Annotated in this window: 21 protein-coding genes; 5 read left to right on the forward strand and 16 right to left on the reverse strand. The window is 58.1% G+C overall.

Features of this window, described 5'->3' with window-relative positions; translation table 11 throughout:
- The first annotated feature begins 34 nt into the window (after positions 1-34).
- Positions 35-1,108, forward strand: coding sequence for an NAD(P)/FAD-dependent oxidoreductase (locus MN186_RS07395; protein ID WP_242113732.1), 1,074 nt, complete (start codon positions 35-37; stop codon positions 1,106-1,108).
- Here the strand turns inward: MN186_RS07395 and MN186_RS07400 are convergent.
- Positions 1,105-2,028, reverse strand: a complete 924-nt coding sequence (locus tag MN186_RS07400; RefSeq protein ID WP_242113733.1) for a histone deacetylase family protein — start codon at positions 2,026-2,028, stop codon at positions 1,105-1,107. The genes MN186_RS07395 and MN186_RS07400 overlap by 4 nt on opposite strands.
- Positions 2,029-2,048: 20 nt before the next feature.
- Positions 2,049-4,730: a bifunctional acetate--CoA ligase family protein/GNAT family N-acetyltransferase gene (locus tag MN186_RS07405; RefSeq protein WP_242113734.1), complete on the reverse strand. Its 2,682-nt coding sequence runs from the start codon at positions 4,728-4,730 to the stop codon at positions 2,049-2,051.
- Between the two features lie 522 nt (positions 4,731-5,252).
- Between MN186_RS07405 and MN186_RS07410 the strand changes: the two genes are divergently transcribed.
- Positions 5,253-5,444 (forward strand): heavy-metal-associated domain-containing protein, encoded by a 192-nt coding sequence (locus MN186_RS07410; RefSeq protein ID WP_242113735.1) that lies wholly within the window; start codon positions 5,253-5,255, stop codon positions 5,442-5,444.
- Positions 5,445-5,498: 54 nt separating this feature from the next.
- Here MN186_RS07410 and MN186_RS07415 read toward each other — a convergent pair whose 3' ends face one another.
- From MN186_RS07415 to MN186_RS07440, 6 genes are all read right to left on the reverse strand, one after another.
- Entirely contained in the window at positions 5,499-6,485 is a 987-nt protein-coding gene (locus tag MN186_RS07415; protein WP_242113736.1) for an oligopeptide/dipeptide ABC transporter ATP-binding protein, read from the reverse strand.
- On the reverse strand, positions 6,482-7,456 hold the full coding sequence (locus tag MN186_RS07420; RefSeq protein WP_242113737.1) for an oligopeptide/dipeptide ABC transporter ATP-binding protein: 975 nt from the start codon (positions 7,454-7,456) through the stop codon (positions 6,482-6,484). The genes MN186_RS07415 and MN186_RS07420 overlap by 4 nt, the downstream gene beginning before the upstream one ends.
- Before the next feature lie 12 nt (positions 7,457-7,468).
- Entirely contained in the window at positions 7,469-8,374 is a 906-nt protein-coding gene (locus MN186_RS07425; protein WP_242113738.1) for an ABC transporter permease subunit, read from the reverse strand.
- 10 nt (positions 8,375-8,384) lie between these two features.
- On the reverse strand, positions 8,385-9,326 hold the full coding sequence (oppB, locus tag MN186_RS07430) for an oligopeptide ABC transporter permease OppB (protein WP_242113739.1): 942 nt from the start codon (positions 9,324-9,326) through the stop codon (positions 8,385-8,387).
- A gap of 72 nt (positions 9,327-9,398) precedes the next feature.
- On the reverse strand, positions 9,399-11,021 hold the full coding sequence (locus MN186_RS07435; protein ID WP_242113740.1) for a peptide ABC transporter substrate-binding protein: 1,623 nt from the start codon (positions 11,019-11,021) through the stop codon (positions 9,399-9,401).
- Positions 11,005-11,298 (reverse strand): hypothetical protein, encoded by a 294-nt coding sequence (locus MN186_RS07440; RefSeq protein WP_242113741.1) that lies wholly within the window; start codon positions 11,296-11,298, stop codon positions 11,005-11,007. The genes MN186_RS07435 and MN186_RS07440 overlap by 17 nt, the downstream gene beginning before the upstream one ends.
- 142 nt (positions 11,299-11,440) lie before the next feature.
- Here MN186_RS07440 and deoC point away from each other — a divergent pair, with 142 nt between their 5' ends.
- Both deoC and MN186_RS07450 read left to right on the forward strand, forming a co-directional pair.
- Positions 11,441-12,370, forward strand: a complete 930-nt coding sequence (gene deoC / locus MN186_RS07445) for a deoxyribose-phosphate aldolase (RefSeq protein WP_420838908.1) — start codon at positions 11,441-11,443, stop codon at positions 12,368-12,370.
- A gap of 10 nt (positions 12,371-12,380) precedes the next feature.
- Complete coding sequence (locus MN186_RS07450; RefSeq protein WP_242113742.1) at positions 12,381-14,732, forward strand: aldehyde dehydrogenase family protein; 2,352 nt, start codon at positions 12,381-12,383, stop codon at positions 14,730-14,732.
- A 58-nt stretch (positions 14,733-14,790) separates the two neighbouring features.
- Here MN186_RS07450 and MN186_RS07455 read toward each other — a convergent pair whose 3' ends face one another.
- From MN186_RS07455 to MN186_RS07490, 8 genes are all read right to left on the reverse strand, one after another.
- Complete coding sequence (locus tag MN186_RS07455) at positions 14,791-15,468, reverse strand: DUF1523 family protein (protein WP_242113743.1); 678 nt, start codon at positions 15,466-15,468, stop codon at positions 14,791-14,793.
- Positions 15,469-15,476: 8 nt separating this feature from the next.
- Positions 15,477-15,743: a hypothetical protein gene (locus MN186_RS07460; RefSeq protein ID WP_242113744.1), complete on the reverse strand. Its 267-nt coding sequence runs from the start codon at positions 15,741-15,743 to the stop codon at positions 15,477-15,479.
- Between the two features lie 2 nt (positions 15,744-15,745).
- On the reverse strand, positions 15,746-17,107 hold the full coding sequence (locus tag MN186_RS07465; RefSeq protein ID WP_242113745.1) for a DUF6638 family protein: 1,362 nt from the start codon (positions 17,105-17,107) through the stop codon (positions 15,746-15,748).
- Positions 17,104-17,922, reverse strand: a complete 819-nt coding sequence (locus MN186_RS07470; RefSeq protein ID WP_242113746.1) for a hypothetical protein — start codon at positions 17,920-17,922, stop codon at positions 17,104-17,106. The genes MN186_RS07465 and MN186_RS07470 overlap by 4 nt, the downstream gene beginning before the upstream one ends.
- Before the next feature lie 109 nt (positions 17,923-18,031).
- Complete coding sequence (locus MN186_RS07475; RefSeq protein WP_242113747.1) at positions 18,032-19,966, reverse strand: ATP-binding protein; 1,935 nt, start codon at positions 19,964-19,966, stop codon at positions 18,032-18,034.
- An 18-nt stretch (positions 19,967-19,984) separates the two neighbouring features.
- Positions 19,985-21,154 (reverse strand): hypothetical protein, encoded by a 1,170-nt coding sequence (locus tag MN186_RS07480; RefSeq protein WP_242113748.1) that lies wholly within the window; start codon positions 21,152-21,154, stop codon positions 19,985-19,987.
- Between the two features lie 108 nt (positions 21,155-21,262).
- The gene (locus MN186_RS07485) at positions 21,263-21,547 is read right to left on the reverse strand and encodes a hypothetical protein (RefSeq protein ID WP_242113749.1); all 285 of its coding nucleotides are present in this window, start codon (positions 21,545-21,547) and stop codon (positions 21,263-21,265) included.
- A 2-nt stretch (positions 21,548-21,549) separates the two neighbouring features.
- Entirely contained in the window at positions 21,550-22,626 is a 1,077-nt protein-coding gene (locus MN186_RS07490) for a coiled-coil domain-containing protein (RefSeq protein WP_242113750.1), read from the reverse strand.
- Between the two features lie 174 nt (positions 22,627-22,800).
- Here MN186_RS07490 and MN186_RS07495 point away from each other — a divergent pair, with 174 nt between their 5' ends.
- A complete protein-coding gene (locus MN186_RS07495) occupies positions 22,801-24,081 on the forward strand; it encodes an acetylornithine deacetylase/succinyl-diaminopimelate desuccinylase family protein (protein ID WP_242113751.1) in 1,281 nt (426 codons plus the stop codon).
- Positions 24,082-24,566: the final 485 nt, after the last annotated feature.

Consider the following 24,566-nt stretch of genomic DNA (forward strand, 5'->3'; position numbering starts at 1 on the left):
GTTCCGGCAACGGCAGAGCATGGAGGGTTCGCAAATGGATGATTTTATCGTCATAGGGGGTGGTATCGCAGGTGTATCAGCAGGCGCGCGGCTTTCCCATCTTGGCCGCGTCACGTTGATCGAGGCTGAGGACGCGCTTGCCTATCACGCTTCGGGCCGGTCGGCCGCATTGTTCGAAGAAAGCTATGGTGCGCCCAGCGTTATCGAACTGAACCGCGCCTCACGAACGTATCACGAAACGGCGAATGGCGGGGTGCTTAGCCCTCGTGGTTTTATGATGGTTGCGGGCAAAGGTCAGGAAGGCGCACTGGCGGATGACATGACGAACATGAATCTGACCCCGTTATCCGCGAGCGAAGCGATCGCGTTGGTGCCGATTCTGAACACCAATGCGCTGATCGGTGCGGGGTATCACGAGGATGCTTGGGATATCGATACCGACCGACTGATCCAGAACTTCGCCCGCGAAATCCGCGCGAATGGGCAGATCATCACTGGTGCCACCGCGCAGAAAATCACGCGCAACCCGGACGGGTGGCAGGTCACGACCGCCAAAGGCAGTTTCACGGCCAAAAAGCTGGTGAATGCGGCGGGCGCCTGGGCCGATCAGGTGGCCACGCTGGCGGGAATCACTCCGATTGGCATTCAGCCCTATCGCCGGTCGATGGCGCGCATCCCTGCGCCGGGTGGCGTCGATGTGTCTAGGTGGCCCTTGTTTATGGGGGCCGGTGAAAGCTGGTATGCCAAGCCCGATGCGGGCGCCCTGATTGTGTCGCCAGCCGATGCTGACCCCGTTGATCCACATGACGCATGGGCGGATGACATGGTGCTGGCCGAAGGTCTTGCGCGATACGAGGCGATGGTGACAGAGCCGGTGACGCGCCTGACCGCGAACTGGGCCGGCCTGCGCAGCTTTTCGCCCGACCGAAGCCTTGTTATCGGCCCTGCACCCACCGACCCTGATTTCCTGTGGTGCGCCGGTCAGGGTGGATATGGGTTCCAAACCAGCCCCGCAGCGTCGCAATTGCTGGCCGATATTGTCGCCGGCACCCAGCTTGGGTTGGACACGGAAACCGTCGCGTCGCTTTCGCCCGCACGGTTCGATTAATCCAGCAGTACATCCAGATGCTTGACGACCGAGCGCGCCAGCACGTCCGGTTCATATCCACCTTCCAGCATCGAGACGATGCGACCTTGCGCAAATTCCTCAGCAACCTTTTTCAGCTCGCGCGTGACCCATTGGTAATCGGCATCAATCAGTTGAACGCTAGACATATCGTCAGCCACATGCGCATCAAAACCGGCCGAGATGAAAATGAACTCGGGCTTGAACGCCTTGAGACGAGGCAACCAATGGGCGCTGACGGCCTCGCGAAATTCGGCACTGCCGGCACCGGCTGACAGGGGGATATCGACAAGGTTGTCGTTTTCCTTCTCGTGCCCCGTGAAGGGATAGAACGGATGTTGGAAGCTGGAACAGAACAACACACGCTTGTCGGCTTTGAAAATATCCTCGGTGCCGTTGCCGTGATGCACATCGAAGTCGATCACCGCCACCCGTGGCAACCCATGCCCATCCAGCGCGTGCGCCGCTGCAACTGCGATGTTGTTAAACAGGCAAAACCCCATTGCCTTGTCGCGTTCAGCATGGTGGCCAGGCGGACGAACCATGCAAAAGATGGGGTTGGCTTCTTTCGCCATCACCAAGTCGACACCCAGAACGCCCGCACCGGCGGCACGTTCGGCCGCGCGCAGGGTGCCGGGGCTCATCACGGTGTCGCCATCAACCTCGACGCTATCCATCCCCTGCCCTGGTGCCAGCGCATAGACGCGATCAAGGTAATCGGCGTCATGCACCCGCTCCAACTGCGCACGTTCAACCAGCGGCGCGTCGCGGTGGCGCACAACGTAATCCATGCCGGACATAATCAACTGATTGTTGATCGCATCCAGCCGGGCCTTGCTCTCCGGGTGCATGGGGCCTGCGTCGTGGTCACGGCATTCGGGGTGCGATATGATGGATAGCATCCGGTCTCCTCTCCTGTAACTCAGATCTCGCGTTCAACGATCACGACATCGCGGTCGTCGGGGTCGGGACGTTGGGTGAAGCCCAGATCCTTCATCAAATGCAGCATGGGGGTATTTTTGCGCAGCACAGTGCCTTCGATTACGTGCAAACCATGATCCTGCGCGGCCTTGATCAAAGCTTTCATCAGAATCGTGCCCAAGCCCTGTTTCTGGATGCGGTCGGACACGACGATGGCGAACTCGCAGCTTTTCCAATCAGGGTTGATCACATAGCGCGCGACGCCCACCTGAAGCCAAGCGCCATCAATCTCGGCCATCGCGACAAGCGCCATTTCACGGCGATAGTCGATCTGCGTGAACTGCGCCAAAAGCTCGGGGCTTAGCTCGTTCACCGACCCCATGAAGCGCATTTTTTTGGCCTCGTCCGACAGCTCGCGCATGAAGCGTTTTTCGTTTTCGGCATCCTCAGGGCGAATGGGACGAATGGTCAGGGGTGTGCCATCGCGCAGATAGGTCTGACGCTTCAGGTGGCGCGGATAGGGATGGATCGCCATGTGATCATAGCGCCCATCAATCGACGGTGGGCGCGCAATCGCGATCCGTGCATCCACCGCTAACACCCCGTCCGGTCCAGCGAAAAGAGGGTTTATGTCAAGCTCGGTAATCTCGGGCAGTTCGCTGACGATGATCGACACACGCTTCAGAACATCCACGACCGCCGCCTTGTCGGCGGGTTCATAATCCCGAAAATTGTCCAGCGCCTTCGAAACCCGCGTGCGGTCTATCAGCCGTTCCGACAGAACCGCGTTCAGGGGCGGCAAGGCAACCGCGCTATCCTTTATGACCTCGACCAAAGTGCCGCCCGCGCCAAACAGGATCGTGGGGCCGAACACCGCGTCGCGGCTCGCCCCGATCACAAGCTCGCGGGCTTGACGCAGGTGAGACATGGCCTCAACGGTCACGCCCGAAATCTGGGCATCCGGCTGCGCCTTGCGAACATTCTGCACAATATCGTGGAAACAGCGCGTGACTGACGCGGCATCGGTGACGTTGATTTTCACGCCACCGACATCCGTCTTGTGCGTCACATCTGGCGACGAGATTTTCATCGCAACCGGAAAGCCCACCGTTTCGGCGGCAACCAGCGCGTCATTTGCCGAATGCGCCTCGATCGTCAGGTTGACGGGGATGTTGAAGGCGCTTAGCAGAGCCTTGCTTTCTGTATCCGACAGCCGCACGCGCCCACCAGCCAGTGCGTTTGCGATGATCATCCGGGCGCCGTCCAGATCAAGCCCATCCTCAAACGCGCGGGCACGTGGCACTTCCAGCGACAGCTGCCGGTTGCGATGGTGTTGGGCGAGGTATGAGAATCCCTCGACCGCGCGTTCGGGCGTTTCAAACACAGAAACACCGGCGGCAGACAGAAGCACGCGGCCTTCGGCGACCATATCTTCGCCCATCCAGCAGGCCAGAACAGGCTTTCGGTTGCGCCGGGGCAGCGCCGCCTTGACGGCCTTGGCAGCTTCGGTGGGCTCGGTCAGCGCCTGTGGGGTCAGCAGCACCAGCACGCCGTCGACCTCGGGGTCGGCAATCGCGGCCTTGACGGTGGCGCCGTAATCTTCCGGCGTTGCGTCACCCAGAATATCTACGGGGTTTTCATGGCTCCAACACTCGGGCAGGATCTTGTCCAAAATCTTGCGGGTCGCGTCAGTCAGCGCCGGCAGTCCCAGCCCCAAATCGCGCGCGCGATCAGCTGCCAGCACACCTGCCCCACCGCCATTGGTGATTATGCACAGCCGATCACCCGAGGTTTTCTTGATATTCGCCAACAACTCTGCGGCCGCAAACAGCTGGCCCAGCGTGTTGACCCGCACGGCGCCCATGCGTTCAAGTGCGGCGTCCACCACCTCGTCCGAGCCGATCAGGGCACCGGTATGCGTGTGTGCGGCCTTCGCGCTGTCCGTGTGGCGCCCAGATTTCAGCACGATCACAGGCTTAAGCCGTGCAGCCCGACGCATTGCGGACATGAAGCCGGGCGCATCTTTCAAGCCCTCAATATACAGCAGGATCGCGTCGGTTTTCGGGTCATTCACCAGATAATCCAGCGTATCCCCAATATCGACATCCAGCGAGTTGCCCAGCGATACCATCGCGGAAAACCCGGAATGGTGCGGGCCCGCCCAATCGGCAATGGCCGAGGCCAGCGCCCCGGATTGCGACACCATTGCCAACCGCCCTTTCGGCGTGTTCGAACGTAAGAAAGACGCATTCAGCCCAAGCCACGGGCGCACAAGACCAACGCTGTTGGGTCCAAGAAAGCGAATGCCGCCCTTTCGGGCCTCGGTTATGACGCGGGCTTCATAATCGCGGCCTTTGGGATCGCGTTTGCCGAACCCGTCAGACAGGACAATCGCCGTTTTCACTCCCGCCGCCGCGCAATCGCGCATGATAGCTGGCACCGTACGGGCAGGCGTTGCGATCACCGCAAGGTCGATATCCTGCGTCACGGTCTTGATGCTTTTGTGACATTCCACGCCGTCGATCTTTTGATGTTTCGGATTGATCGGAATAACCGGCCCCGAAAAATCGCCTGCCACCAGATTGGCATAGGCCAACGCACCGACCGAACGGCCCGAGGGGCTGGCCCCGAACACCACGATCGAACGCGGATCAAACAGGGGGCTAAGGGGGCTTTTATCCATTCGTTACGGTCCTTTGCACGCAGGCTCGCCGGTGGGGCGAGCCGATAACTCCTCCTGCATCTTTTTGCGCTTGTGCGCGGCCCGCGTCCTTGATGTGCCTCAAGCTTTGCGGGTGGGGTGATCGGCGTGTTCCATACCTTTCAAAATTGGACAATCCGGCCGACCGTCGCCGGAACAAGCCTGCACCAGATTGGACAAGGTGTCACGCCTTGCGACCAGGTAGACAATGTTAGCTTCGAACTTGCGCAAATGCTCGTCCGCGATCGGTTTCACATATGCACTGGCAGGCGACTGATCCTTCTACAAGACTAGAAGCGTACGGCAGTTTCTCAAGATTAAGGGCAAATTGGTTGGCACGGCTATTTGGACCCCTGGCATCGTGCCACAGCAGACATAAGCGCGCTAGTCACTGGAAGTCAGGACCGTCTGCCGATGTTCTTAAGACGCACATTGTCATGCTTGCGGCCTGATCGTGCCATGATTATGCATTAGATACGAGGTATTACATGAAAGGGGATCCCAATGAGTACGTTTCACATACCAGATATGAACTGCGGGCATTGCAAAGCATCCATCACCGAGGCGTTGACCCAAGCTGGCGCTGATCGCGTGACCTTCGACATGACAGCCCGCACCATCGAAGTGTCGGGCCTTTCGACCGAGGCCATATTGATCAAGCTCGATGAAATCGGCTTTACCGCCACCCCCAATTAACAAAACCCCGACACGCGCCGGGGTTTTGGTCAGTCATTACGGCAATTTCTCACGTCAAATGACGTGACAGGCCACTTGCTGCCCCTTGCCACGATCGGTCAGCGGAGGTTTGATTTCAGCGCAAACCGGTTCTGCCAAAGGGCAACGGGTGCGGAAGACGCAACCCGATGGCGGGTCCAGCGGTGATGGCAGGTCGGCGTCCAGCAGCATCACCTCGTTCTCGGCATGGGCCTTGGGGTCCGGGATCGGAACCGCCGAGATCAGCGCCTGCGTATAGGGATGGCCAGGTGCGCGATAAAGTTGATCAGATTCGCTGATCTCAACCACATTACCCAGATACAGCACCATCACACGGGTCGAGATGTGCTTGACCACCGACAGGTCATGCGCAATGAAAATAAGGCTCAACCCCATTTCTTCCTGAATGTCCATCAGCAGGTTGATCACCTGCGCTTGAATGGACACGTCCAATGCCGATACGGGTTCGTCGCAGATAATTAACTGCGGCTTGACGATCAGCGCCCGCGCAATCCCGATCCGCTGACACTGCCCGCCGGAAAACTCGTGCGGATAGCGGTTGATCATGTTGGGCAGGATGCCGACGCGGTCCAGCACCTCGCGCACGCGGTCCTTGACTTCGGACGCGGGCGTGTTGGGGAAATGAGTCTTAAGCGGCTCGGCTACGATCTGGCCGATGGTCATGCGCGGGTTCAACGATGCCAGAGGGTCTTGAAAGATCATCTGCATTTCTTTGCGATGCGCACGCATACCGTTCTTGGTCAACGACAACAGATCGTCACCCAGCCATAGAACAGTGCCACCTTCGGACGGAACCATGCGCATTATCGCGCGGGCCAGCGTGGACTTTCCACAGCCGCTTTCGCCCACGATACCAAGAGTTTCGCCCGGCATCAGGTCAAAATCCACGCCATCGACAGCTTTCAGCTTGTCGGGCGCGGTCCACGGCATCGCGCCCTTGGGCTTGATATCGAACCAGACTTTAAGATCACGGACGGACAGCAAAGGGGACGGGGCGTTCATACAAGCTCCTCCAGGGGTCTTATGCAGGCACGGCGGCGCACCTTGCGTCCGGCAACACCGTTCAGGGTCGGGCGGATCGTGGCGCAGTCTTCAATTGCAAATTCACAGCGGGGCGAAAACGGGCAGCCGATCGGCATGTTCATCATATTGGGCGGGCTGCCTGCGATGGTCGCCAAGCGTGGGCTGTCAAGGTCAAGGCGGGGAACCGCCTTCAGAAGCCCCATCGTATAGGGGTGGGTTGGCATCTCGAACAGGCCCTCGGTGGTGCCGTATTCCATCTGCTGTCCGCCGTACATGACCAGCGTTTCCTTGCACGATCCGGCAACAACGCCAAGGTCGTGGGTAATCAGGATGATCGACATGCCGAAGTCCTTTTGCAGGTCTTCAAGCAACTTCATGATCTGTGCCTGAACCGTCACGTCCAACGCGGTCGTCGGTTCGTCCGCAATCAGGATATCCGGCTTGCAAAGAAGCGACATGGCAATCATTACGCGCTGCCGCATCCCGCCGGAAAACTCGTGCGGGAACATGGTTACGCGCTTCTTCGCCTCGGGAATGCGCACGGCGTCCAGCATGTCGACGGCTTGTCGTGTCGCTTCGGATTTCGAAAGGCCCTTGTGGTGGGTCAGCACCTCGGCCATCTGATCCGACACGCGCATGAACGGGTTCAGGCAGGTCATCGGGTCTTGGAAGATCATCGCGATCTTCTCGGCCCGGATCTTGTTCAGCTTGCTGGTCGAGATATTCAGAATCTCTTCCCCAGCCAATTTTACCGAACCCGTTGCCTTACCGTTGCGGGCCAGAAGGCCCATGATGGCAAAGACGGTCTGGCTTTTGCCCGACCCGCTTTCCCCCACAACGCCCAGCGTTTCCCCCGCGGTCAGGTCGAAACTGATCCGGTCCACCGCGGTCACGGTGCCATCAGGGGTGTCGAACTGGACGCTCAGTTCACGAACTTCAAGAAGTGCCATGTCGCAAAACCCCTAGCGGTCTTTCGGGTCCAGCGCGTCGCGCAGGCCGTCACCAAAGAAAAAGAAAGCAAACAGTGAGATCAAGAAGAAGAACAGCGGGAAGCCCAGCATCCACAGGGTGCCATAGCGCATCTGCCCTGCCCCTTCGTTGATCAGTGCCCCCCAACTGGTCAGGGGTTCCTGAACCCCCAGCCCAAGGAACGAGATGAAGCTTTCGAACATGATCATCGAAGGCACCAGAAGCGTCGCATAGACGATGACCACGCCCAGCAAGTTCGGAACGATGTGTCGGATGATGATCTTCGGCGTTGAAACGCCAGTGGCGATAGCCGCTTCGACGAATTCCTTGTTCTTGATCGACAGGGTTTGGCCCCGCGCAATCCGCGCCATGTCCAGCCACGAGATCAGCCCGATGCCAACAAACAGCATGAAGATCGACCGTCCAAAGACCACCAACAAAAGAATCAGAACGAACATATACGGGATCGCCATCAGGATATCGACGATCCGCATCATGATGTTGTCCAGCCGCCCCCCAATGAAACCAGCCGTTGCGCCGTAAAGCGTACCGACAACGACGGAAATCAGCGCGCCGACAATCCCGATCATCAGCGAGATTTGCGTGCCCTGTACCACCCGCGCGAACAAATCGCGGCCCAGCGGGTCCAGCCCGAAATAGTGCTTTGTCTCGAACGATGGCCCGCCAAGCGTGCGCACGTCGCCCATCAGGTTCCAGTCGATTTCCTCGTTCGACCACGGTGTCAGCATCCCGCCGAACAGCGCAAACAGCGAGACAAGGATCAGGATGATCATCGACGCGACGGCTGCCTTGTTGCGAAAGAACCGCACGCGTGCGTCTTGCCACAGTGAACGGCCTTTGACGACTTCGGCAGTTTCGACGTTCGTAACATGTGTCATGCGCGTGCCCTCAGTACCTGATCCGCGGGTCGATCCATGCGTAAAGCACATCAACCAGCAAGTTGAAAAGGATCGTCAGCATCCCGACCAAGATCGTGATGCCCATGATCACGGAATAGTCGCGGTTCAGCGCAGCCTGTACGAAATCCTTGCCGATACCGCCCGTCGACAGGAACATATCCACCACAACCGAGCCGGTTATCATGCCGACAAAAGCCGGTCCAAGATACGAGATCACGGGGATCAAAGCAGGTTTCAGCGTATGTTTCAGCACGATGGTCCGGTCCGGCAGGCCCTTGGCCCGCGCGGTGCGGATAAAGTTGGAGTTCAAAACCTCCAGCATCGAAGATCGCGTCAGCCGCGCAATCGACGCCAGATAGGACGTCGCCAGCGCGATCACCGGCATCACCAGATACGAGGTATAGGAATTGGGGTCCCCCGGCCCGCCCCACCAGCCGCCACCGGGCAGCCAGCTTAGCCACAGAGTGAACACCAGCACCAGAATCGGTGCCATGATGAAGTTCGGTAACGCCTGCGCGCCAATGGAAAATCCAACAGCCAGATAATCCATCCAAGTGTTTTGCTTCAACGCCGCCGCGATCCCAAGCGCACCACCGATCAGAACTGCAAGGACAAAGGCCCAGAAGCCATAGGTCAAAGTCACCGGAAACCCGTCGGCAATGATCTGGTTCACCGTCCGGTCCTGATAAACGAAGCTTGGTCCGAAATCGAAATGGAAGATGATGTTTTTCAGATAGGTGCCGATCTGCACCAAGAGCGGATCATCAAGCCCATATTTGGCGTTGATGTTTTCCAGCACCACCGGCGGCAGCGCGCGTTCTTTGGTGAACGGGCCACCGGGGGCGGCGCGCATCAGCACGAACGAGAAGATGATCAGGATCAGGATGACTGGAACGGCCATCGCGATGCGACGAAGAACAAAACCCAGCATTTGAAAGCCCCGCTGTTGGCTGGGCGGCCCGGTTGCCCGGGCCAGCCCCGTTTAGGTTTGAACAGTTCTGGCTTATTCAGCCACTTTGTACATCCGGCGGGAATAGATGTTGTTCATCAGATCATCAAACGGATATCCCTTCACGTCCGGTTTGACCATGATCACGTTTGTGTATTGATACACCGGAACGATTGGCATGTCTTCGGCCAGGATTTGCTCCATCTGCTTGTATTCCTCGGCGGGGTTATCGGACGTCTTCGCAGCTTTCGCCAACGTGTCGTATTCTGGGTTGGAATATTTGCCGTTGTTGTGACCCGAGGTCGAGGTGAACAGGTCAGTATAGGTCGACGGCTCGTTATAATCTCCGCACCACGCATAGCGCGCCATGCCGAAATCACCGTTGCGCATTTTATCCAGGTGCACTTTCCATTCGAAGTTGGCCAGCGTGATCTGGGCGCCCAACGCTTGCTTCCACATCTGGGACGCAGCAATGGCGATCTTTTTGTGAGCTTCGGACGTGTTATAGTTCAACGTCAGCTCAAGCGGCTTGCCACCGGGGCCATAGCCTGCTTCTTCCAGCAGTTCCTTGGCCTTCGCCATACGCTCTGCTTGGGTCCAGTTGGCGTAGTCGATATCCGGCATCTCGAACCCGGCGGTTTTCTGGTGCGTCCAGTTATAGGACGGATACTGACCGCCTTTCAGGATGCTATCCACGATCACGTCCCGATTCAAAGCGTAGGACAGCGCCTTGCGAACCCGCACGTCCTTCAAAGCCTCCGGGCCGTTTTCACGCAGGTTGAACATATAGATATACGAACACGACCGCGGCGTCGAATATGTCTCGTCCGGCAGTTTTTCCTTCAGGGCGGGATACTGACCTGCGGGAACCTCGGTCTTATCGACTTCACCTGCATCATATCGTGTCAGCGCAATGTTTTCATCATTGATGACCAGCGCGACGACCTTTTCAAGGATCGTTTCGTCGTTGTTCCAGTACATGTCGTTCCGCTCGCGCACGATTTTCACGCCGGGCACGTAATCGGTCAGAACATAGGCACCGTTGCCCACCAGATTACCGGGTTTGGTCCAGTTGTTGCCATGCTCTTCGATCACCTTCTGATTGACGGGGAAGGTCGACGCATGGGTCAGCATACTGGGGAAGTAGGGACGCGGATCGTCAATCTTGACCTCAAGCGTCTTATCATCAATCGCAGTCACACCCAGCGCGTCAGGTGCTGCTTCGCCCGCCACAACCTTCGATGCATTCTCGACCCCCATCAACTCCACATACCAAGCGTATTCGGATGCGGTTGCCGGGTCTGCCAGACGACGCCATGCGTAAACGAAATCGCCTGCGGTGACAGGGTCACCATTCGACCACTTCGCATCGCGCAAGCTGAATGTATAGGTCAGACCGTCTTCCGACACCTCCCAGCCTTCGGCGGCACCGGGGACGGGTTCCCCTTTTGGATCCGAACTCACAAGACCTTCAAACAGGTCCCGTAGAACGTGTGAACCTTCAACGTCGGTATTGATTTGCGGGTCAAACGACTTGATGTCATCCAAGTTACGATAGGTATAGGTCTGGTCGTCGGCCAATGCTTCGCCCGTTTCCGGGTGCGTGCCTGCAGCCAGAGCCGGGCTGGCCAGCGCGAATGCGGTGCCAAGTAAGGCGGCTTTAATTGTGATGTTCATTAAGGATCTCCCTTGTCAGATATTCGGAGGTAACGCTTTTGACGAAGCGCGCATGCTTCCCGGGGACTCGGCCCCAGCGTTCACCAGTACTGCATCCTAAGCGCATATTATCGGCAGAGACAACCGCTTGCGCTTCGATCGTTTTTTCAACAAAAAGGAAACCCATATCGCCGCCAGGCGCCCGAAATGTCGTTAAAATGACGTCGATTTTCGTCGTTGTGCCGCAAAAACCCGACCGGCTGCTTGCCGTCCCAGCAATATTGCCAATCCAGGGCACGCGTGCGAACGTTACGTAACATCAAGCCACAGGACCAACCCGAGGGATACCCGTGCAAAGCGAACATACATCAGCCCGAACCCCTGCGGCGGATCGGGACAACGCGCAGTTGCCGCAAGTGACCCAGGCCCGCAATCCGGGCATGGAACTAGACATGGATTGGGTGCGCGCCGTGCAGGCCAACACCTCGGCCATCGAACGCCGTTGCGCGACCTTGCCGGGGCGGCGCAGCGTCAAGAAAGACTATCAGGCGGCGTGGCTTCTTAAAGCGATTACCATGATCGACCTGACCACTCTTTCCGGTGACGACACGGCCGGACGGGTCCGCCGCCTGTGCGCCAAAGCCGCCCGTCCCGTGCGGGGCGATCTGCTAGAGGCGCTTGGTGTAGATGACATCACAACGGGAGCCGTCTGCGTCTATCACGACATGATCCAACCCGCTGTTGAGGTGCTGAACAATCTAGGGGTGAACGTGCCCGTCGCCGCCGTTTCGACCGGGTTTCCGGCGGGTCTGAGCCCCTATCACCTGCGTGTCGAGGAAATCCGCGAAAGCGTGCGCGCCGGGGCATCAGAGATCGACATTGTGATTTCCCGCCGCCATGTGCTGACCGGCAACTGGCAGGCGCTTTATGACGAAATGCGCGACTTCCGCGAGGCCTGTGGCGATGCGCATGTAAAAGCCATTCTGGCGACCGGAGAGCTGGGCAGCTTGCGCAATGTGGCGCGCGCATCACTTGTGTGCATGATGGCGGGTGCTGACTTCATAAAGACCTCGACCGGCAAGGAAAGCGTGAACGCGACCCTGCCCGTCAGTTTGGTAATGATCCGCGCAATCCGCGATTACTACGAAGCGACCGGATATCAGGTCGGCTACAAACCAGCAGGCGGTATTTCCAAGGCCAAGGACGCGCTCATCTATCTGGCGCTGATCAAGGAAGAACTGGGCGATGACTGGCTGACACCTGACCTGTTCCGCTTCGGCGCCAGCTCGCTTCTGGGCGACATTGAACGCCAGTTGGAACACCATGTGACCGGCCATTATTCGGCCACCTACCGCCACCCGATGGGCTGAGGACTTAGACATGACCGTGAAAGAAATCTTCGAGACCATGGATTACGGCCCCGCCCCCGAAAGCGCGAAAGAGGCGCTGGCGTGGATTGCCGAACGCGACGGCCAGTTTGGCCTTTATATCGGGGGCAAGATGACCGCTGTCGGCGACACGTTTGACAGCAAAAACCCGGCAACGGGAGACGTGTTGGCGCGGGTCACGCAGGCCACCCCCGACGACGTGGACGCCGCAGTGACCGCTGCGCGCAAGGCGCAGCGCGAATGGGCGGCGCTGACGGGACACGAACGCGCGAAATACCTCTATGCGCTCGCGCGTCTGGTGCAAAAGCACTCGCGGCTGTTTGCGGTGCTGGAAACGCTCGACAATGGCAAGCCGATCCGCGAAAGCCGCGACATCGACATTCCACTGGTCGCGCGCCATTTCTATTACCACGCGGGCATGGCGCAGTTGCAAGATTCCGAGCTACCGGATCGAGAGGCGCTTGGCGTTTGCGGTCAGATCATCCCGTGGAACTTCCCGCTTCTCATGCTGTCGTGGAAAATCGCGCCTGCGATTGCGATGGGCAATACGGTGGTTTTGAAGCCCGCCGAATACACATCACTGACCGCCCTTCTGTTCGCGCAAATCTGCGGCGAAGCAGGTTTGCCCAAAGGCGTCGTCAACATCGTCACCGGCGATGGGCGCGTGGGCGAGGCCATCGTGACGCATGAAGAGGTCGACAAGATCGCCTTCACCGGCTCGACCGAGGTGGGCCGCGTCATCCGCCGTGAAACCGCTGGATCCGGCAAATCGCTGACGTTGGAGCTTGGGGGCAAGTCGCCCTACATCGTCTTTGACGACGCCGATCTGGATTCAGCCGTCGAAGGTCTGGTGGACGCGATCTGGTTCAACCAAGGTCAGGTCTGCTGCGCGGGTTCGCGCCTGATCGTGCAGGAAAGCATCGCCGACCGCTTCTATGCCAAGCTGAAAGCGCGGATGGACAAGCTGCGCATGGGCGACCCGCTGGACAAATCCATCGACGTGGGCGCGGTGGTGGACCCGGTTCAGCACAAGCGCATCACTGAACTGGTCGATGCGGGCGCGGGCGACGGCGAGCTTTACCAAGCCCCTAGCTCGGTTCCAAACGCTGGCTGCTTCTATCCGCCGACCCTGATCACCGGCCTGTCGTCTGCCTCGATGCTCATGCAGGAAGAAATCTTCGGCCCTGTGCTGGTCGCCACCACCTTCCGCACACCGGCGGAAGCGGTCGAGATTGCCAACAACACCCGTTACGGGCTGGCGGCCACAGTGTGGAGCGAGAATGTGAACCTGACCCTCGACATCGCGCCAAAGCTGGCGGCGGGCGTGGTTTGGGTGAACGGCACGAATATGTTTGACGCTGCTGCTGGGTTCGGTGGTGTGCGCGAAAGCGGGTTTGGGCGCGAAGGCGGCTGGGAAGGGCTGCTGGCCTATACCAAGCCACGCGGCAAAGCGCAGTCATTGAAGCCCATCGCTGCCTTTCCCGCCCCGAAAGAGGCGAAAGTCGACGCGCTCGACCGCACCGCGAAGTTCTATATCGGTGGCAAACAGGTGCGGCCCGATGGTGGCTATAGCCAAGCGGTCTGGTCCAAACAGGGCGACCTTCTGGGCCATGTCGGCGTGGCAAACCGCAAAGACATTCGCAATGCCGTTGAAGCAGCGCATGCAGCGGCTGGGTGGTCCAAGACCACCGGTCACCTGCGTGCGCAGATCCTGTATTACATCGGCGAAAACCTGTCGGCCCGCGCGGATGAGTTCGCCGCGCGCATTGACACAATGATGGGGGGACGAAACGGCGCGAAAGAAGTCGCCGCCGCCGTCAGCCGCCTGTTCACCTATGCCGCTTGGGCGGACAAGTACGATGGTGCCGCCAAGCCCATCCCAATGCGTGGCGTCGCGCTGGCGATGAACGAACCTGTCGGCGTGATCGGCGGGTTCTGCCCAGACGACGCACCCTTGTTTGGGCTGGTGTCCCTGATGGCCCCGGCGATCGCTATGGGCAACCGCGTGGTGCTGGCGGCAAGTGAGCCGTTTCCGTTGGCGGCCACGGATTTTTATCAGGTGCTCGACACATCAGACGTGCCCGCAGGTGTGGTGAACATCGTCACCGGCAGTCACGCAGAACTTGCGTCGCCCTTGGCAGGCCATCTTGGCGTCGATGCGGTTTGGGCGCAGTCTGGTTCGGACATTTCAGCCATTGTGGAAGACGAAAGCGCGGGCAACCTGAAGCGCACTTGGGTCAACAATGCGAATGCGCGGGACTGGTTCGGGGCAGCAGGCGAAGGCCGCGAATTTCTAGCCCATGCGACCGAGGTCAAGACGATCTGGGTGCCCTACGGCGAATGATCTAACCTTCAATGAAAAGCGCCGCGTCGGATCACCCGCGCAGCGCTTTTTTGTTGCGTCACTTCCCGCGCCACGACCCCAGCCAGCGCGAAAACCGGCCGCGCGCATCGTCTGCGCGGGCGTCTACCGCATCCCACGCCTCGCCTGCATCCTCCAGGGCCGGATCAATCGAGCGTTCGCGAAACTGTCGCCAAATTGCGCGCACAAAGCCGATGATGATCGCCACAACAAGGAAAAACAGGATGTTGAACCACGGGATGATTATCACATCCGGGCTGGCAACCTGGCGGATCGCGATCGCGTTGGGGAAGGCCGAAATCAGCTCGTTGCGCCAGCCGTAATGGGTCATCACCGCCCATTTGGGATTTTCCGGCGTAGATCGAAGGTCGTCCGCCTCGGTCTGCAAATTGGCGGTGTCGAACTTGAAATAGAAGGGCCAGCCCCAACCGGTGTCTTCGTTGCGGTACACCATGACCTCTTCCGCGTCTCGCTGAATGAAGCCCAGAAGGAAGGTCTTTTTCTTAACAGTCTGGATGAACTGGACATCCCGATTGATCAGAGTCGCGGATTGATCATCGGGCTTTGACCAGAAAATGCGCGTCCAGTCCCCAAGGTCCTGCCGCTCTTGATAGGTATTCACGACCCGCACCACGTCATGCTGCGGTAGCACATAATGCAGCACGCCAAACAGGATCACGAAGATCAGACTGCGGATGATGATACGAAAACGACGCATGGGGAACCTCAGTTAATTAGAAAAATCGCCAGCAAAACGAACAACGCAGGGATGACATAGACCAGCAGGATCAACTTGGGTCGGAAGCTTTTCTTGTAATCCTCCATTCCCTGATGCAACCACGCTTCGCGGTCGGTTTCGTTGCCGTCAGGGTGTTCTTCGGCCCATTGATCTTCCAGCTTTTCCAGCCGCACGGACCGGGAATACAGGCTGACCAGAACATAGACGATGCTCAACCCAATAAACCCGAAAATGACAAGTCGCACCAATCCCATCGTTACCTCCCGCCTACGCTGCCCCAAGGGCCGACAATGTCGATCATCTCGTCTCGCGTGCGCCTGCGGGGGATTTCCGGCACCTTCAACCCGCGGTCGCTGCCACCAAACAACGCGTCCCGCGCCCCGGCCTTGTTCGCCATATAGTCACGATGCAGGAATTCTGCCACAAATTCACGCTTTTCATCGGGCCATGTGGCGTAGGAAGCATAAAAAAGCTGCTTATGACAGATGAAAAGCTGGCGGATATCCATCGGCGCAAGCTCGGCCAACAATTGGTTGATCAGGTCGCGATCCGGGTGGTCGGGCCGCGCGCGCAGGGTATAGAAATAGGCCGGATGGCGGCTGTCGATCCGGGGCCACGGGCCGCCTGCTTCCGCCCAGCGCACCATCGCCGCCAATCCGTGAAACGCCGCTGGCAGGCCCGCACCCAAACGCTGCGCCACCTGTCGCAACGTGCGCGACGACATATCGCCCAGGTCAATCCCCGCCGAGGTGGCGGCGTCCACCAGAATGAACTCCATCTTTTGGCGAAGGATATCCGCACCATTGCCGCCGCGTTCACGCACCACCGGTTCGACCAGATTGTTCTTGCCCAGAAAGCTGGCCAGCCGGTTGGGTTGGGTCGTATCCAGCACCTTGCCCGGCGGCAGCGTGTCCAGCCGATCCTTATCGCCCGAGACAATGGCCGCCGGGCTGTCCACATCGCGAAACACATAGACCCCGCCGAAATGCGCGGTCCAGAAATTGGCTTGCTCGAACGTCTGCACGCCCAAGTCCACGGGCACGCGGGTCACGTCGCCGGTTTCGCGGGCAAGCTCGATCATCTCGGCGATCAGATCATCATCGAACCACGCATTTTCTTCGCTTTGGAACTGGTCGATTTTTTCCGCCAACAGGCGCGCTTTCTTAACGTGGCTTTGGGTCGTGTCAGCCTCGATCCTGAACTTGCGGATGTCAAACAGCCGCGCAGGGGCGGACACGTCATAGACCGAGTCCATCAACTCCCCGGCGACCGCGTCATGGGCGGTCAGGGCAAACAGCTTCGCCTCGTTATCCGCGATGAACTGGCGAAGTATGCCGCGCGAGGTCGAGAACATGGCGTTGAGCAGCGGTGCTGTCTTCTGATCCACCGTCAAGATGATGAACTGTCGGTTGCAGCCATTGGGGTTTAGGTAGAGCGGATCGTCCAGCTCCTCGCCAATCTCGGGCGAGAAACCAGAGACGTCGATATGAAATTCTTTCAGCTTCGTCTGCTTGCCCGCCAGCCCCTTGAGCGCACGGTTATAGCGTTCGATCAGCGCCGGGCTGTCGACCCGGATCAGGTTGCCAAACATAAGGCCGCGTTGGATGAGGCGTTTCATTTCAATTTCTCCATAAAACGCGCGATATTGTCCTCGAGTTCCAATAAACCCAGCCGTTGCAGCCTGAATTTTTGAGCACTTGAGAGTCGGTCACGGATGTTGTGAAGGTCCTTCAGCGGTTCGCTCAGCCATCGAAAACCTGTTTTAAAAAATAGATCATTGCGAGTCACATCAATCGGAAAGGATATCCCATTGACCTCGTCCGCAAACATAGCAACGCGCCGACAGTACAGGTTGATCGCCCTTTCGTCGCTAAGCATTGCAATTCGGTCAAAACCGGTTTTGATCTCCCGCCCACTGGACATTTTTTCGAAACTTCTTCTGGTGGAATTGTCCCAGAGCCAAAAATAGTATGAGCTTTGAATGGCATGATCAGGGTCATGTTCAGCTATACGTTTTATGATAAAACCTAATTGTTTGACCATTTCGGTGAGCTCGGCTTCTGCTCTGGTTTCGTCACGTTGACATTTTTCATCCTCAAATATTTCTTTTTGCTTTTCTAGAACTGAGGTTTGCGCCTCCTGAGCAGTCGCCATTCGAGAAAACTCTTGTCGTTGCTCGCGCAACTCCGTCGCTTGTAGCCAGACAGTCACAACAATCCAGACAAATGCCAGCGTCCCGGCCACGCCAGCTAACGTATCGCCGATTTCATTGGGCTGTGCTTTCTTGATGTAGTCCCATTTCGTCGCGTATTCATCATTCATCGGCCAAACGAAAAGTGTGCACGCAAAGCCACCAAGCACAAGAACAGTCAAGCCGATACCAACCAAGAACGCCGGCTCTCTCCAGATTTTCTTTTCGTTAGACTCGCTCACAATCCCCCCCTCCCGGCGCTTATCGCCGGGTCACGCCCGACCCGCCCCACAGGGCGGGCGTGAACGCCCACCCTCGGATCGGACGCGCCCCTTATGTCTCGCCGGATACTCACTTCCCCTCCAAATACCGCTTCTTCGCCTCTTCCTGCCGCCCAAAGTCCCGCACCATCGCCTCAATAGCGGCCTCGTCCGACTTGTCGGCATAACGGAACTCTGAATCGGCGTAGCGGTTGATTTCCTGGATCACCATGTCGGTGGTGATGGGGACGCGCAGTTCCTCGATCATCGCTTTCTTGGTGTCGTAGTCTTTGACCAAGAACAGCTCGGGGTTCTCCATCCATTCATCAGGCAGTTCAAAGTCCATCGCGCGGACTTTCACCGCGTCGGTGATGTTCTTGATCGAACGACCCGTGAAGCGCTCGTCCGCCTCTTGAATGGCTTTCAGATAGGTGCCCATTTTGGCGATGTCGTCGAGTTCACCAATCTTGTTATGCACCTTGTCGAAAACGTTCAGCAGTCCATCTTCCTGCGGGCGGTTGTGCGCCTCAAACGAACGCGCCACGGCGGATTTGATTTCTTGCGCCGCGTAAAGGTCGTGGTCGCCCAGCGCGATGTCGTGGTTCTTGCCCATCAGCAGGTGCAGGATGTCGATATAGTCGTCGCGCGTTCGTGGCCCATCGACCAGAAACCGCGCACCGGCGCGTTGGCGCAGGGCGTCGTCCACATTCTCGGGGTAGTTCGAGAACATGCCGAAGGTGCAGTTGCCGCGCACCACCGTGTTGGCGCCCGAGAAGCTTTCCATCAGAACCGCCGTGACCTCTTGCTGCCCGGCGGAGGACTGGCGATCCCCCCGTTTGCCCGCGATCTGGTCGATGTCATCCACCGTGCCAAAGCCGATCACGTTGGGGTCGAGCACATTGTTGATAAACGCCTTGGCGTTCTGCCCCGACTTGCCCTGATAGCTGTCGATATTGTCGATACCGAAGTTCTGATAGCGAAACGGATAGCCCGCAACCGCGCAATAATCGTTGACCAACCCGGCCATCATCTGGATCAGCGTGGTTTTCCCCGTGCCCGGCTTGCCGTCGCCCATGAAGGTGAAGATGAAGCCGCCAAGTTCGGCAAACGGGTTTAGCTTGCGGTCGAAATCATAAGCCATCAGCATCTTGGCCAGCTTCATCGCCTGATATTTCGCGATGTGGTTGCCGACGACCTGATGCGGTTTCTTGAACGTCATCGTGATCGTCGACCCGCGATGGGCGCGGGCCGGGGTGAAGCCGGAAATGGTCAGGTTATCGGCCTCGACCCGGTAGTTGACCGAGGTAAACGGGCCAAGGTGGCTGGCGGTCTGGGCGCGCAGAGCGACCTTCTCCATCAACTGCTCGACAAAGGCCAAAACGGTTGCCACCAGTTTATCTTCGGACGTGACGAAGGTGGCAAGCTCCTGATCCAGCTCCCACAGTGCGCCTTTCAGGGCAAGCGGTGCATTGTCAGTCAGGATTTCATCAACTGCGCCGACCTCGATCGACGCCTCGCTGGCGTGATCGGCCAGAAGGAACGAGGTGGCGTTGGCGAACACATGCAACACGATCAGCGCCTCGGCGGTCAGAAGCTCGGAAAACGCGGTTTTTTTGTCGGACCCCAAGCGCCCCTCAAGATTGGCACGACGCAGGGCGGCCAGTTCGGTTTGTTCAGCAAACCCTTCGCCAACGGCCAACGCAATCGCTATGGCGCGGCGCAGCGCGTGCAATACCGTCGCTTGAAGCGGAGACATCAGCGGATCATCCCCGTCCGCGCTTTCAATCCGATCCGCCAGATGCACACCTTCAGGCCGCGCGGTCGACCGTGTCACAAGGCCCGGTGTCGTTGTGCGGAACCGCCGGGTGCGGGCAATGCCGGGGCTGCGTTGAGGCGCGGGTATAGCGCCCTTGGGTTTGGCAATCCGCGGGGTGTGGTCAAACCCATCCAGATTCCCAGCAGCCGCCACATAATGCGCACGGATTTCTTCTTCTCGAAGCTCCATCAGATCGGCAGGCAGGCTCATGTGGGGATTACTCCTATATCAACGATAACTCAGCACCCGCCCCCCGGGGCTGACAACAAATTTGCGCACGTCGTGAAAGCCTGCAGGTTTTTTCTCGGTCAGCACTTGAAAGGGCCGCGCGGGCATGATGATGGCGCGTTCCATACTGGTCGCGCCGATGTTTGCACCGGCATTGGCGAACGGGTCCAGCGCAAAAATCTCGCGCTCGACCGTGCCAAACCAGCCTGACTTTTCCTCTTTCACGCTTTGACTGCGCAATTCTTCGACCGTCCAAGCCAAAGCCCAGTCTTCACCGGGTGGACTTTTCGCCTCAGCCAGCACCTCGCGCAGGGGTCCGGTTTGTTGGGTGAAGGTGTGGCTATACATCGGCCCCACATGGAACCTACGCAGACGTTTGGGATGCAGGTCGTCGAAATCCTTGTCGAACCCCGCGGCGATGGTCACAAGCTGCAGCCCCGCCATGGATTGCGCCATCAGATGCGACTGCATCCGCGGCCAGCGGCGTTCGTCTTTCGGAAGCGCAACGCCACCTGTATCCTCAAGCTCCATGATGTAAATCGTCGGCAAATTCACCGCGCTGTCATAGACCGCCCAATGAACCAGATAGATGCGGCGCGTATCCCGCCCGTCACCCTTGGTCATGCGCCAGACGACATCCGGGGACATCTGCGGCCAGAACAACTCGCCTCTCGCAAGCTCTTCATAATAGAGCCGCTGGGACAGTGAATACTGCAACTCTTTCGGCACCGTCAGGTCGCCCACGATCTGGCTGACCATCTGGCTTTTCAATTCCTCGACAGAGGCCATGCCCTTCAGATGGGTATCGGCCTGTGCGGCATCCGATGCCATCTGAAGCAGCTCCGCATGGACTGGAAACCCGCTGTCGCGTCGATCAAAGGTCAAAGTCTCAGCGCCAAGTCCGTACGCCTTGTCTGACATGTGATACTTGTTGGCGAGCGCCTTGAAGCTAAGGCCCAGTTTGATGACATAACGGGCCAACACGTCCACCTCATCACGGGTGAGCTTGCCCTCAACCTCCATCTGTCCGGCCACGCGAGCCAGATGCGCGGTGATCTTCTCGAACTTCGAGAAATACCGCCGCGTGATCTGGGTATCCGTCAGTTCGGCATGGTCGCGCGGGGCGAAGCCAACCGAGGCGCGTTCGGAGGTTTTGATGTCGTTCGTCATAGCTTCCAATCAAACCGAAGAGGGCAGCGCCTGACCCTGGGTGGGTGCAAAGCGCCCTCCCGTGGGGAGGGTCGGGCGCTGCCCGGTCTATCGACCGGGCATAAGGAATCACTTATCATCTTGGTTTCTTTTGTAATTTTCACCAAACATGAACTTAGCGCGATCCTCACCATATAAGTTAGCGACTCCTTCTCCGAGACCATACTCCCGGAGTGAATCGGCACTCGCCTCGGTAAACCATAAAAAACCAGAAATGAGAGAAAGCCCCAACAACCACATCGAAATGCTCAATAGAAGTTTGGATTCGACCAGCCAGCCAAGCCCCAAAAACAAGAGGAACCCAACCATTCCTCCAACTAGCACCCATTTGAAGCCCCAATTTTTACCCTTCACATTCACGCCCCATACAGGTTCTTGTCATGCTTCTCGACAATCTCGGCAAACCGGCGCGCAAAGCGCTCGTCTGCCTTAGCCTTGGCCTCCAGCACGTCACGGGCAAAGACCATCTGCTCCTCGTGGGCTTCCATCATGTCCGCCATCCGTTGGTTGGTCGCCGTGCCAATCGCGGCCATCGCGGCTTGCGCTTCTTTGTCGGTCTCGACCCCGATTTCGTTGATCCGGTGCGCCACGTCCTGCTGCTGCGCGGTCTTCAGTGACTTGGTCAGCGCATCATACAGCACCACACGTTGCTTGGTGTCCGTCTGCAATTTGTTGATCAGCACCATCTGCGTCGCCGCTTGGTTCTGTAGTGAATCAACCCAGGTTTTGCCCTTTTCGATATAGCGCTCCAATGTCTGCGACTTGGCGAGCTTCACTTGCTCGTCCTGCACCATCTCGTTGTATTGCGTGTTCAGATCGGCCAGCTCGGTTTCAAGCTGCGTGCGCTTGGCAGCGTCCTGTTCATTGGCAATCTTGTTTTCCAACTCGATAATCTTAGGGTCCATACCCAGAATATCAGCGCGCAGGGCTTCCAATTCGCCCACCGTCATTTCACGCTCATCCAGCGTGGCGGTCAGATTCTCACCGACCTTTTCTTTCTGCTCGTTCAGCATCGCCAACTGGCCTTCAAGCAGGTTCACAATGCTGTCCGACTGCGCGATCAACTCTTGCAGCTTATCGTCAATCGACGCCGTTCGCATCCGTTCCTGCCGCATGCTTTCCGATTTGGCCTTCGAGAACATGCCAACAAACGCCTCCCAGCCGGTTTTTGACCGCATCTGGTCGAAATCCTGCGAAAACCCCGAGGTGACATCGTCCAGCCCCATGATCAGTTCCGCGATATTGGCGTTCATCGCCTCGGTATGGGCGTGCACGTCCTCCAGCGTCGCGTTCTCGATATCAATCGAGATATCTTCACCCGCCGTCGCTTTCGCACGCGTGATTTCGATTCGCGTCGTCAATTCAGAAATCTTCGACTGCGCTTCCTCGACCTGCGCCTGACTGTCACGAATCTGTTTGTCAAAACTGGCCATATGCCCTCCTCGGCTCTGCCAAATCCCACGAGGCAATGGCGCCTGCCCGGGACAAAGTTAATCATTACAACATCGCAATTGGGCTGAGTTTAACGCGATTTAAAGAGCCGCAACAGAGTTTTCGCACCAACGTCCCCCATTGCCTGCGCCGCTCAAGCTGCCTAGGCTTCACACATGGCCGACACCAAAGATCCTCTGCTTGCTGAAATCGCCCGCCGTCGCGACGATCTGATCGCGCTGACCCAAGACCTGATCCGCATCCGAACCTTGAACCCGCCGGGGCGGGACTATCGTACGATTTGCACATTTATTGGCGAGAGGATGGGCAAGCAGGGGTGGAAAGTTGATCTTATCCGCGCAAAAGACACACCGGGCGACAGTGACGATTTCCCCCGTTGGAACGTGATTTGCAGGCATGAAGGCGCTGCGTCCGGTGATTGTGTGCATTTCAACGGCCACCACGACGTGGTCGAGGTCGGGCATGGCTGGACCAAAGACCCGTTCGGCGGAGAAGTTGAAGACGGGCGCATTTATGGTCGGGGGGCTTGCGACATGAAGGGCGGTTTGGCGGCCTCGATCATCGCCGCCGAAGCTTTCGTGGCCCTCAACCCGGATCATAAGGGCGCAGTCGAAATCAGCGCGACCGCCGACGAAGAAAGCGGTGGCTATGGCGGCGTCGCCTACCTTGCCGACCAAGGCTATTTCGACCCTGCCCGCGTGCAACATGTCATCATCCCCGAACCCCTGAACAAAGATCGCATCTGTCTGGGCCACCGGGGCGTCTGGTGGGCCGAGATCGAAACAAAAGGCCGCATCGCGCATGGCTCCATGCCGTTTCTGGGGGACAGCGCGATCAGGCACATGGGCGCCGTGATGGCGGAAATGGAACGTCATCTTTTTCCGCTTTTGGCGAGCAAACATACCGACATGCCAGTCGTTCCTGACGGCGCAAAACAATCCACCTTAAACATCAACTCTGTCCATGGGGGCGAGCCCGAGCAATACAAGGGGTTCACTGGCTTCCCCGCAGCCTGCGTCGCTGACCGTTGCCGGATCGTGATAGACCGGCGTTTTCTGATCGAAGAGGATCTGAACGAGGTCAAATCCGAAATCACGCAAATGCTCGACACCATTCGCGACGAACGTCCCAATTTCGAATACGAGATCCGCGACATGCACGAGGTGATCCCGACAATGACCGACAAAGACGCGCCCGTTGTCACCACCACCGCTGCAGCCATCGAAAAGGTGCTGGGCCAGCAGCCGTCATACGTCGTCTCTCCGGGCACATACGATCAAAAACATATTGACCGTATCGGACGGCTCAAGAACTGCATCGCCTATGGTCCCGGCATTCTTGACCTTGCTCACCAACCCGACGAATGGGTTGGTATAGATGACATGATCGACAGCGCAGGCGTCATGGCGTTAGTTCTCAAAGAGCTGATCGCCTAGTGTCACGGGCTTGGACGCGGCTCACCAAGGGAGACCTCGCTTCGCTCGGCTGATCTCATGCCTCCGGCGGGGATACTTCTGGCCAGAAGACGCACAGCATCGTCTTTTCTGGCTAGAAATATCCTGAGGTGAATGCAAGCAGCTGAGAGGGGCAAGGCCCCAGGGCTTACTACAAGAGCCACCATCAAGGGCGAAGCCGCCAGCGCAGCCACCCGTTTAAACAGCGATGTTGTCGTCCAGTGAGCGTTACACCGCATCGGCCGCGGAAGCGCACGTGCTGCGCGACAACATGGCCTGGCACGTCTTTTTTACGAAAGGTGACAAGTCCGATATTCGCATATTGGCTTCGAAGCCAGCAGGCTATATTTGGTCCAGCGTCCCAACATATTGCGCATTGTTGCCAAGTTTCGCCGCATTCTGCACTTTGGTCAGCGGATATTTTGTCTCGTTACCGAGTAGTAGCGCGCTCAGCATCTGGGCGCTGG

This window comes from Aliiroseovarius sediminis (genome assembly GCF_022678485.1).
GTDB lineage: Bacteria > Pseudomonadota > Alphaproteobacteria > Rhodobacterales > Rhodobacteraceae > Aliiroseovarius > Aliiroseovarius sediminis.